Origin of the sequence: Streptomyces sp. SCPE 10 (genome assembly GCF_051980735.1) — a bacterium.
GTDB classification, from domain to species: Bacteria; Actinomycetota; Actinomycetes; order Streptomycetales; family Streptomycetaceae; genus Streptomyces; species Streptomyces misionensis.
In genome coordinates, this window is the sequence record NZ_CP197069.1 from 7,201,428 (window position 1) to 7,212,833 (window position 11,406).

Consider the following 11,406-nt stretch of genomic DNA (forward strand, 5'->3'; position numbering starts at 1 on the left):
CGTCAAGTAGTGAAGTAAGCACAGTGAAAAGGTGGTTGGCGGGAAGGCGGCCAAGAGTCGGGGGCGCACCGACGGCGGCGCCGAGAGTGCGGAAGCCTCAGCGACTCGGGCGGTTGTCGGGCGAACCGGTGTGATCGGTGTGCCGGGTGATCCCACGTTGTGCCCCTCCGTCCGGGGAACGGGGCATGTGGGGGTGACGGAGACGGGGCCGGCGGGTCCGCCGGTCAGGGGGGCGGCATGCGTTCGGTGTCCGTGCCACCGGATCGGCTACCAGCCGATGGCGACCACTCGCCGATGACCCAGATAATTCACGCCTTATATTTTGATCTATTGACGGCTGGGCGGGCTGCCCCTAGCGTCCGGTCCGCATCGCGCCCCCACATCGCGACCAAGGAGACACGTGTGACCGACGTTCCCGCCGCCGTTCCCGCCGCGCGCGTCCGCGCACCCCACCGGCGCAGACGCACGGCCGCCCTCACGACAGCCTTCCTGCTGCCGACCGCCGCCGGTATCGCGCTGGCTACCGCCCCGAGTGCCGCCGCCGCGAGCATCCCCACCGCTCCCACCGCCGTCGTCAACGCAGGCAGCGGCAAGTGCGTCGACGCGAGCGGCGGTGCCACCGGGAACGGCACAGCCGTGCAGCAGTACGCCTGCAACGGCACCGGGGCGCAGACCTGGCAGTTCACCCCGACCGACAGCGGCTACTACCGGATCGGCGTGGCCTCGGCGCCGGACCAGGTCTGGGACGAGACCGACGTCTCCACCGCCGACGGCGCGCTGACCCAACTGTGGCTCTACGGCGGCGGCGCCAACCAGCAGTGGCTGCCGGTCGCGGAGGCCTCCGGCACCTACCACTTCGTCAACCGCAACAGCGGCAAGTGCCTCGACGTGCCGTCGGCGTCCACCGCCGACAGCGTCCAGTTGCAGCAATACACCTGCAACGGCACCGCCGCCCAGTCCTTCTCGCTCTCCGCCGGCATCACCCCGCCGGCCGGCACCCCGGACTTCGGCCCCAACGTCACGGTGTTCGACCCGTCGATGTCGACGTCCACCATCCAGTCGAAGATCAACCAGGTCTACAGCACCCAGCAGAACAACGAGTTCGGCACCCAGCGCAACGCCCTGCTGTTCACCCCCGGCACCTACAACGTCGACATACCCGTCGGCTACTACACCCAGGTCGCCGGGCTCGGCCTGTCACCGGACCAGGTGTCCATCACCGGCGGAGGCGTGCACGTCGAGGGTCACACCAGCGACGGCAACGCCACCCAGAACTTCTGGCGCGATGCCGAGAACATGTCGGTGAGCCCCAGTTCGGGCAGCACCATGTGGGCCGTCTCGCAGGCCGACCCGTTCCGGCGCATGGACGTGCACGGCAACATGAAGCTGTGGGACGACACCCACGGCAGCAGCACCAACTGGTCCAGCGGCGGCTACATCGGCGACTCGCGGGTCTCCGGCCAGATCAACTCCGGTACCCAGCAGCAGTTCCTCACCCAGGACACCGCCATGAACGGCGGCTGGACCGGGCACAACTGGAACATGGTCTTCGTCGGCGACACCGGCGCCCCGGCGACCAGTTTCCCCAATCCGCAGTACACCACCGTCGCCCAGAGCTCCGTGATGCGCGAGAAGCCGTTCATCTACGTCGACGGCTCGGGCAACTGGCAGGTGTTCGTCCCCTCGGTGCGCACCAATGTGCAGGGCCCGGACTGGACGAACGGCAGCGCCCCGGGCACCTCGCTGCCGATCAGCCAGTTCTACATCGTCAAACCCGGTGACACGGCCACGACGATCAACAACGCGCTCGCCGCCGGCAAGAACCTGATCGTCACCCCGGGCGTCTACCACCTGTCCGCCCCGCTCAACATCACCCGCCCCGACACCGTCGTCCTCGGCCTGGGCCTGGCCACCCTCGTCCCGGACAACGGCGTCACCGCGATCACCACCGCAGATGCCGACGGCATCGACATCGCCGGCCTGCTGATCAGCGCGAACACCACCAACTCCAACACGCTCATGCAGGTCGGCCCGACCGGCTCGACTGCCAGTCACACCGCCGACCCGATCGTGCTGCACGACGTGTTCTTCCGCATCGGCGGCGACGTCGCCGGCAAGGCCACCCAGTCACTGGTGATCAACAGCAACGACGTCATCGGCGACGACCTCTGGCTGTGGCGGGCGGACCACACCAACGGCGTCGGCTGGACGACCAACCCGGCTGCCAATGGACTGATCGTCAACGGCAACAACGTCACCATGTACGGCCTGGCGGTCGAGCACTACCAGAAGTACCAGACCACCTGGAACGGCAACGGCGGCCGCACGTACTTCTACCAGAGCGAGACCCCCTACGACGTGCCCGACCAGTCCAGCTGGACCACCAGCGGAGGGGACCTCGGCTACGCCTCCTACAAGGTCGCGAACTCGGTCACCTCCCACGAGGCGTGGGGTGTGGGTGTCTACGCCTACCTCCGCGACAACCCGTCCGTCGTCCTCGGCCACGCCATCGAGGTGCCTACCACGTCAGCGGTGAAGTTCCACAGCATGGTCACCACGGTCCTGGGCGGAGACGGCACCATCAACCACATCATCGACAACACCGGCAACCGGGTGACCCCCAGCAGCAACGTGGCGTACCTGGTGAGCTATCCGTAGGTCCGGCAACGGGCCCGACGGTACACAGAGTGCAACTTGTCCGGGCCCTGTGCGGGTGACGTGGGCCGGGCAGACCGGCCGGACGAGGAGACCGGTCCGGCGCCCGTGTCGAGGTGACACGGGCGCCGGGCCCACCTGGGCCGCCCCCGTGGTGCCGCGCCGCCACGACCACCGCAGTCTGCGCGGCTGGGCCCAGCGCGTGGAGACGGTCCAGACGGAGGACCGCCTGGACCGTCTCCACTGACCGGCGGCCGGCCGCTCCTGGTGGACCGAGCCCACCGCCTGCATGAGGAACTGGGCGACCTGGACGAGGTGTTGCGCCGCCTGGCCGGCCCCCGCGCGGACCGGGCCGAGGACCGCGGATTCGCCGAGGGGACCGGCGTGTACGCGGATCCGCTGCCGGCCGCCGGGTACAGGGCCCTCGACGACGAGTTCAAGGGCGGCCTCTTCGACCTGGAGGGCGCGGTGACCGCCGTCGCGCTCAAGATCGGTGACGAGGACGAGGCACGGTGGATCGTCAACACAGGGGCGGCGGAGGACCTGCTGCGCTGACGAGAGCAGGACGTGCCAGGAGGCCGCGCGTCATCAGGCGTGCCGCAGGCAGAGGGTGCCCCACTGGAAACCCGCGCCGATCCCGGAGAGTACGTAGGTGTCTCCCGGGAGCAGGCTTCCCTCGGTGAGGGCGGAGTGGAGCGCGGTGAACATGCCGGCTGATCCGGTGTTGCCCAGTCGGTCGACGGTGACGGGGGCACGCTCCGGGGGAATGCCCAGGGCGGCCAACGTCTCGGTGAGGATGTTCAGGTTCGCCTGGTGCAGGAAGAAGTGCTGGACGCTGTCGATCGGCACGCCTGCGCGCCGGACGGCGTTCGTGATGCTTTCGGGCAGACGGACCGTGGCCGTGTCCCAGACGGCACGGCCGTCCATACGCAGGTAGTGATGGCCGGCGGTGACGGTGGAGCTGCTGGTCGGCATACGGGAGCCGCCGGCGGCGATCTGGACGCCGTAGGACAGCTGGGAGCCGAGATCGTAGGACAGCAGGCCCGCTCCGGTAGCACCGGTACGAGTGAGGACGACAGCCGCCGCGGCGTCCCCGAAGAAGACACCGGTGGTGCGGTCGGCGGGGTCCGTGACCCGGGAGGCGCAGTCGGCCGCGATGAGCAGGACGGTGGTGAGGGACGGGTTCTGCAACAGGTGGGCGGCGATCAGCATGGCGTGGACGCCGTTGGCACAGGCAGCCTGGGTGACATCCAGGGCCAGGGCGGTGTGAGCGCCGAGGGCGTCCTTGACGATCAGCGCGGTCGACGGGAGCGGCTGGTCCCCGGTGTAGGTGGCGACGATGACCGCGTCGAGGCGGTGGGGCGCGACGCCGGCCGAGCCCAGGGCCGGCGCGGCGGCGGCGACGCACATGTCGGAGGTCGCCAGGGACGGGGCCAGGCGTCGGCGCTCCCGGATGCCGGTGCGGCTGGTGATCCACTCGTCGCTGGTGTCCAGGGTGCGGGTCAGTTCCTGGTTGGTGACGATCGCCGGGGGCAGGTGCACGCCGGTGCCGGCGACGGCGAACGGCACGGGCAGACCGGCGCCCGTCTGATGGACCAGGGTCCGGTCCTCGGTGACGGTCACCCCAGGGTGCTCCGTTCCCGCGCGACCGGTTCCCCTCGGGAGAAGGCCATGTCCGTTCCCTTCTTCTGCGTTTCGCCGGAATCGATCTCTACCGCTCCGGCATCGTTTCATGGAGCACTGATCGCGGACATCGGATTTCCTTCGTCCGCGTGATGAAATGCTCAACCGCTTGACATGGGCGTCTGATCGGTAGGTAACTGCGAGAGTTCGTGCGTCAATCCCGTAATGACTCGCGTCGATGCCGTTCGAGTGACTCAGGGACGGGAATTCCTCACACAGCCGACACCTCGTCGCCGGGTGCCGTGGTCTTCGGCCCGTTGGAAGACCCGCGGGGCCGCATAGAGTGCGAAACAGAGAGGGAGCCCAAGTCGCCCGTCACGGCGTTCCGTTGCCCTCTCTCGCTCGACATTCCGCGCGTCAGCCAGCTCTTGGCGCCCTTTTCCAGTCGGAACGAAAGTTCACACGTGAGGCCACAGATCACTGACATGCACCAGATCAGCGGACCGCGCCAGGCCGTTGATCTCGGCAGAGCCCACCACCGCGCCGCGACCGCACTCGCTCCCCCGTACGGGGCCGACGGGCCCCTTCCTTCCCGGCAGGACCGCTCCGCCCTGCGCGCCGCGCTCGCCGTCGCCGCCGAGGACACCATCATCTACGACCTGGACGGCATCGGCCGTCAGTACGCGGCGCTCCGCGACGAACTCCCCGGAGTGGCGGTGCGTTTCGCGATGAAGGCGTGCCCGGTGGACGAGGTGCTCGGTCACCTCGCCCGGCTCGGCGCCGGCTTCGACGCCGCGAGTCCGCAGGAGATCGCCCAGGCGCTGCGTACCGGGGTCGCCCCCGGGCTGATCCACTACGGCAACACCGTCAAGTCCGATCGCGACATCGCCGCGGCCTACCGGCTCGGTGTGCGCGACTTCGCCACCGACAGCCCGGAGGACGTCGTGGCGGTCGCCGAACACGCCCCCGGATCCCGGGTGTTCTGCCGGATCGCGACCAGCGGGGAAGGAGCGCTGTGGGGCCTCAGCCGCAAGTTCGGCTGCTCACCCGAGGACGTGCCGCGCGTGCTCGACACCGCCCGCACTCTCGGACTGGTCCCCTCCGGTCTGTCCCTGCACGTCGGTTCCCAGCAGATGACCGCCGAAGCGTGGGTCACGGCGGTCGACTCGCTGGCCACCGTGCTCCGGGCGCTCGACGGGCACGGCATCGCCCCGAACTGGATCAACCTCGGCGGCGGACTGCCCGCCCTCGGTGTCCTCGACCGGTACGGGCGACCGCTGGTACCGCCGTTGAGCAGCATGTTCAGGACGATCCGCGAGGGCATGGAACGGCTGCGCGCCGCCCACGCCGTCCCGCTCCGCTTTCTGCTGGAGCCCGGCAGGCACCTGGTCGCCGACCACGGTGCGATCCGCGCCCACGTCGTACGGCTCACCTCCCGGCACCGGCTCGACGGCACCCGCGAGCGCTGGCTCTATCTGAGCTGCGGCAAGTTCAACGGCCTGTACGAGATCGACCAGTTGCAGTACCGCCTGGAGTTTCCCACGCACTCCGGCGGACGGTTCGTCGACGCCGTGGTGGCCGGACCGACCTGTGACAGCGACGACGCGTTCGCCCAGGAGGGCGGCCTGGTACGGGTCCCGCGTGCCCTCGCCTCCGGCGACCCGGTGTGGGTCCACTCCTGCGGCGCGTACGCCACCGCCTACGCCACCCGCGGCTTCAACGGCTTCGAGCCGCTGCCGTGCACCTGCGTCGGCGGTCGGGCGCGGGGCGGAGAAGACGCATGACCGACACCAGGATCCGGCTGCTCAAGGACGAGGACTGGGACGACGTGGCCGCTCTGGAAGCGCTCGCCTACGCCGCCGGCGGCCTGTCCGAGGGCCGTGAGGCGCTCCGCTCGCGGCACCGCGCCTCGCCGTCGACCTGTTTCGTGCTGGAGCACGCGGGCGCCTTCGGCGGTTACCTGCTCGCCCTGCCGTACCCGCTGTTCCACTGCCCGGACCTGAGCCTGGCGGAGCGTGGCGTCGGGCGCGAAGGCCATCGGGGAGGCAACCTTCACCTCCACGACCTGGCGCTCGCCGAGTGCCTCCGCGGCCGGGGCCTGGCCCGCCGGATGACGAGGCACCTCGAGGAGACCGGCTGGGCGGCCCGCTACCGGTCCCTGTCGCTGGTCGCCGTGCAGGGCTCCCGCACGCTGTGGTCCCGGCTGGGCTACCGCATCCGGCCCGAGGTCGCGCTGCCCGTGAGTTATGGCGCCGATGCGGTCTACATGACGAAGTCACTGGCTCCCACCGCCGACGCGCCGCCCGGGTCCGCCCGCGCGACGAGCTGATGCCCTTGCCCGTACGCCCGACGACCCGCGCCGCTCCCCACCGTTCATCCAGGCATGCCGCGTCGGCCGTGGACACCTGCACGCCCACGCGACACCCGGGCACTCGTGACAGGACCGCGAGCGCGTCCGCCTCACCCGGGCACCCCGTTTCCTGAACCGCTCCCGACCGGCCGCGCCGGCCGGGAGCGCACTCGTCAGTAGCGCCAGCGGACGGCCTCGACGACCTCCGCGTGCGTACGCCCGGAAAACAGTTCCACCTCCGCCTTCCGGACGGCCAGCACGGCCTCGTACAGCTCGCCGCCGAGTGCTTCCCGCAGCGGCGCCGACTTCTCGAACGCGTCGATCGCCTCCGGCAGGCTCGCCGGGAGGCGCTCGGCGGAGCCGAGGACGGAGGGATCACCCGGCGTCTCGGGCGGGAGCGGCAGCCCGGTCTCCAGGCCGGCGAGCCCGGCGGCCAGCACGCCGCCGACCGTCAGGTACGGATTGGCGGCGGCGTCGAAGCATTTCACCTCGGCGTTGGCCTGCCCGGCGGCGGAGCCGGTGATCAGGCGCAGCGCCGCCTCACGGTTCTCCAGGCCCCAGCACCGGTAGGCTCCCGCGAAGCGCGAGGGCACCAGCCGCAGGTAGGAGGCGACGCTGGGTGCACCGAGGGCGAGCAGGGCGGGCAGCTCCGCCAGTACGCCCGCGAGGAAGTGCTCGGCGTCGGGGTGCATTCCGTGGCGCCCGGGGCCGCCGTGCGCGAGGTTGCGGCCCTCTCGCCAGAGGCTGAGGTGCAGATGGCCGCCGTTGCCGAGCGAGCCCTCGGCGAAGACGGGCGCGAACGAGACCCGCAGGTCGTGGCGTGCGGAGACGGCCCGGATCGTGTGGCGCACCAGCATGGTCGTGTCCGCCGCCTCGACCGGTCCTTCGGCGGCGACCGAGACCTCGAACTGTCCGGCGGCGTACTCGGGATGGAGCTGGAGCACGGTCAGCCCCTGGTCGGTGAGGACGCGCAGCAGGTCCCGCAGGTAGTCGGAGTGCTCGATGAAGCGGGTCATCCCGTACGCGGGCCCGAGCGTCGCGGGTGCCCCGGCGGCGTCGGCCACCACCCATTCGACCTCGATGCCGGCCTCCACCGAGAATCCCCGTCGTTCGACCGCCTCGGCGGCCCGGCGCGCGAAGCCACGCTGGCAGCCGGGATGCGGGGTGCCGTCCTGCGCGTAGCGGTCGGCCGGCGCCCAGGCCCAGCCGGGCTGGGCGGCGAGCGGGACGAGCCGATCGAGGTCGGGGACGAGCCGCAGGTCACCCACCGGGCCGGTGCTCGAGGGCGTGACGGTGAAGGAGTCGTCCACCAGGGCGAGGTCGAAGCAGGGCACCGCGCCCACGCCGTGCTCGGCAGCATGCGCCAGGCGGGCGCGCGGGACGGACTTCACCCGGGTGAGGCCGGCGTTGTCGACCCATCCGAACACCACCCCGTCGATTCCGTCGGCTTCAAGCTGGGCTTCGGCTGCCCGGGCCTGAGCGGCCCTTTCAGCCCGGGGACGCGTGATCGTCATGCCGGCCATGCTCGTGGCGGCGGAAGCCGGTGTGCCACCGGTCCGTCGGGAGTTCACTCGTCCGTGCAGGGCGAAGATCGGACGATCTCGTCGATAGGCTTATCGGGAGAATATGGAGTGAGGTACTCGCAGGAGTGAAATCGGCAGGTCCGTTTGGCTCCGTCGGGCGCGGCTGGACTACGGTTGTCCAGCAGCGGACGGTTCACCACTTCGGCGAAGGAAAGCCACCCGGCAGGCCGTCCGGCGCGGAATTGCCGGACAACGGCGAAGACGGATTTCTCCCGTGTTTTCGCGTCGTGCGTCCGGAATCAGCCGCGCCCTGGTTTCCTGTCCCGAATTCGCGTGAAGAGGTTGGAGCGCCATGCCCCCCATCGTCCCCCCGTTCCTGATCGGTCTCATCGTGGCCCCCCTGGCCAAGCGCATCTTCAAGCCGCTCGTGCGGGGTGTCATCACGACGTCCGTCGGTGTCGTCATGGAAGTCAAGAAGGCGGCCCACGAGGCAGGGGAGAACATCAACGACCTCGCGGCCGAGGTGGCCGCCGAGGTCATGGCGACGCAGATCGCGTCCGCCGAGGGAACGGCCGCGGCGGACGAGGCGGCCAAGGCCGGGGCGCGGGGCGAAGCGGAAGGCAAGATCCCGAGGACCCGGGCGACCACCGGCGCCGGAAAGGGACAGTGACCCCTCTGATGCCCGGTCCGGCCAGCCGTCCCGGCCCGTCCTCGCGCCGGCCGCACCCCCGCCGCTTCCGGGGTTTCCGTTCCCTCGCCGTGATCCGCCGCGCGCCGCGCTCTGCCGTGCCCGTCGACGGGTTACCCGTGACCTCCGCGAACAGGTGATCATACGCATGGCATCGCTAGTGGGCGCCGCAACAGGACTGCGTACCGTGGAACGGGACGTGCGTCCGCGCTCGGTCACTCCGGGCCGCCAGCGCTGGGACGTGAGACTGGTGCGTGGACGGCCGCGGACGGCCGAACTCCTCACCGCCGCACTCCGGCGCATCCCCGGGATCACCCAGGCCCAGGCCAACCCCGTCACCGGCGGACTGCTCGTCCGGCACGACGCCCGGGTGCGCGCCGTGGACGTCGGCCGGATGGTCCGCAGAGCGGTCACCGTGATCGCCGGTGATCCGGCCGGCGCCGGCGGACGTCCGGCGGCGGCCCGAGCCGCGGACGCGCCGGCACTCCACCCGGATCACGGCCCGGTCGTGCGACCGGTCCTCGCCGTCGGCACAGGGGCCGCGGCGGCAGTCGCGCTGGCCAGGGGATCCGCGCTGACCAGGCAACTGGTGGCCCTCGGCGGGGTGGCCGTCGCGACCGGTGCCGTCCTCCGCAGGGCATGGCGCGGAGCGGCCGACGCGCCTTCAGAAACGGTCGCGTGTGTGACGTCCGGCAACGCCCCGGACGCGGCCGGGCGGGGCGCCGGACGGCACCCCCTGGTGGAGATCGTCGGCCCCCATCGCCGCAGACTCTCCCGTGCCGCTGCCCTGTCCGTCGCCTGCCAGGTCTCGGAGATCGCGCTCGGCACCTTCCTCGGCTGGACTGGACTGGTCCTCATCAAAGGCCGGGCAGCCCCGCTGGTACGCCTCGGCCTGACCACCGCGTCGGCACAACTCCTGGGCCTCGCCGGTCTGGTGGCGACCGCCTGCGCCGCCGTGGCGGGCCTCACGTACGCGTCGAACCTCCAGTGGCGCCGGCTCGGCCAGGACGTCGAGCACGACTGGCGCAGCCGCACCTACCGGCACGTCCAGCACCTGGAACTGCGGCACCTGGAAGGCGAGCGGACCACCCGCGTGGCCGGCACGCTCACCGACGACGTCGGTCAACTGGGCGCCTTCTTCGCCGGACCGGCCAACGAGGTGCTGCAACTGGGCACCAGCCTGGCCCTCCTGGTCCCGGCGTTCCTGCTGCTGGCCCCGCAGATCGCCTGGATCGCGTTCCTGCCGATCCCGGTCGTCGCCTGGCTGTCGCTGCGCCACCAGGGCAAGGCCGCTGCCGACTACGCCGTCACCGGCGAGCGGCGAGCCCGGCTGGGCAGCCAAGTGATCAACTCGCTGGAGGCCAGCGCCACCGTCAAGAGCTTCTGCACCGAGGACCACGAGGCCGAGCGCACCGACGAGTTGAGCAAGGCCGCCCTGGAGAGCGGCCGCCGGACCGACCGCAGCACCATCCGGCACGCCGAGACCGTCCGGGCCTGCACCACCGCCTCCATGGCGGGCACTCTGCTGGTCGGCGGCCGCTCGGTGCTCAACGGCACCCTGCGCTTCGAGGTGTTCAGCCCGCTGATCGGGCTGCCCCAGATGCTGATGATGCGGATGAGCCGGCTCGGCGGCATCGTCGATCAGTACCAGCGCACCGTCGCTTCCTACGACCGGGTCCAGCGGCTGCGGGCCCTGCCCGTCGAGGCCGACGGCACCGCTGAAACGGTCGACGTCGGGAAGGTGCGGGGAGAGATCGCCCTGGAGCACGTCTCCTTCGCCTACCCCGGCCGGACGCCGGCGCTCGACGACCTCTCGATGACCATCCCGGCCGGGCAGGTCACCGCCCTGGTGGGTGCCACCGGCTCGGGCAAGACCACCATCGCCAGGCTGCTGATGCGGTTCCAGGACGCGGACCTCGGCAGCGTCCTGCTCGACGGACGGGACGTGCGCGAGATGTCGCGGCGCGAGCTGCGCCACGCGATCGGCTTCGTCGCCCAGGACCCGTTCCTCTTCGACGGCACCATCGCCGACAACATCCGCTACGGCACCTTCGGCGCCTCGGACGAGGCCGTGGTCGAAGCGGCCAGGACGGCCGAGGCCCACCCCTTCGTCGCGGCGCTGCCCGACGGCTACGAGACGGTGATCGGAGAGCGCGGTGCGGCGCTCTCCGGCGGACAGCGCCAGCGGATCGCGCTGGCGCGCGCCATCCTGAAGAACGCGCCGGTCGTCATCCTCGACGAAGCCACCTCCGCCGTGGACAACGAGACCGAGGCCGCCATCCAGCGCACGCTCCGCGGCTTCGCGGCCGACCGGACCATGCTGGTCATCGCCCACCGCCTCTCCACGGTCCGCCACGCCGACCGCATCTACGTCATGGACGCGGGCGGCGTCGTAGCCGAGCAGGGCACCCACGACGAACTCCTCGCGCGACACGGACTCTACGCGTCCCTGTGGCAACTCCAGGCCGGCGAACCCGCCGCCTGACCACCCTTCTCCGCCCGGCCGACCGCGTGACGACACCACGGCCGGCGCGCTCCGGCGTGTCCTGTCACCACGCCTGCCCGAC

8 protein-coding genes are annotated in these 11,406 nt (G+C 71.1%); 6 read left to right on the forward strand and 2 right to left on the reverse strand.

What is annotated here, in order from left to right; translation table 11 throughout:
- The first annotated feature begins 402 nt into the window (after window positions 1-402).
- Window positions 403-2,658: an RICIN domain-containing protein gene (locus ACSP97_RS32735; RefSeq protein ID WP_440555626.1), complete on the forward strand. Its 2,256-nt coding sequence runs from the start codon at window positions 403-405 to the stop codon at window positions 2,656-2,658.
- A 264-nt stretch (window positions 2,659-2,922) separates the two neighbouring features.
- Complete coding sequence (locus ACSP97_RS32740; RefSeq protein ID WP_355330124.1) at window positions 2,923-3,210, forward strand: hypothetical protein; 288 nt, start codon at window positions 2,923-2,925, stop codon at window positions 3,208-3,210.
- A 33-nt stretch (window positions 3,211-3,243) separates the two neighbouring features.
- Here the strand turns inward: ACSP97_RS32740 and ACSP97_RS32745 are convergent, their stop codons facing one another.
- On the reverse strand, window positions 3,244-4,278 hold the full coding sequence (locus ACSP97_RS32745; RefSeq protein WP_440555629.1) for a 3-oxoacyl-ACP synthase III family protein: 1,035 nt from the start codon (window positions 4,276-4,278) through the stop codon (window positions 3,244-3,246).
- Between the two features lie 485 nt (window positions 4,279-4,763).
- Here ACSP97_RS32745 and ACSP97_RS32750 point away from each other — a divergent pair, with 485 nt between their 5' ends.
- Together ACSP97_RS32750 and ACSP97_RS32755 are read left to right on the forward strand one after the other, a co-directional pair.
- Window positions 4,764-6,062 (forward strand): type III PLP-dependent enzyme, encoded by a 1,299-nt coding sequence (locus ACSP97_RS32750; protein WP_440555631.1) that lies wholly within the window; start codon window positions 4,764-4,766, stop codon window positions 6,060-6,062.
- Window positions 6,059-6,607: a GNAT family N-acetyltransferase gene (locus ACSP97_RS32755; RefSeq protein ID WP_355154348.1), complete on the forward strand. Its 549-nt coding sequence runs from the start codon at window positions 6,059-6,061 to the stop codon at window positions 6,605-6,607. Before ACSP97_RS32750 ends, ACSP97_RS32755 begins: the two co-directional genes overlap by 4 nt.
- A 194-nt stretch (window positions 6,608-6,801) precedes the next feature.
- Here the strand turns inward: ACSP97_RS32755 and ACSP97_RS32760 are convergent, their stop codons facing one another.
- Window positions 6,802-8,142, reverse strand: a complete 1,341-nt coding sequence (locus ACSP97_RS32760; RefSeq protein WP_440555633.1) for a glutamine synthetase — start codon at window positions 8,140-8,142, stop codon at window positions 6,802-6,804.
- Window positions 8,143-8,503: 361 nt separating this feature from the next.
- Between ACSP97_RS32760 and ACSP97_RS32765 the strand changes: the two genes are divergently transcribed.
- Window positions 8,504-8,821: a DUF5132 domain-containing protein gene (locus tag ACSP97_RS32765; RefSeq protein WP_355154344.1), complete on the forward strand. Its 318-nt coding sequence runs from the start codon at window positions 8,504-8,506 to the stop codon at window positions 8,819-8,821.
- Between the two features lie 166 nt (window positions 8,822-8,987).
- Window positions 8,988-11,324 carry an ATP-binding cassette domain-containing protein gene (locus ACSP97_RS32770; RefSeq protein WP_440555635.1) on the forward strand — a complete coding sequence of 779 codons (2,337 nt, stop codon included), beginning with the start codon at window positions 8,988-8,990 and terminating at the stop codon, window positions 11,322-11,324.
- Window positions 11,325-11,406 lie beyond the last annotated feature (82 nt).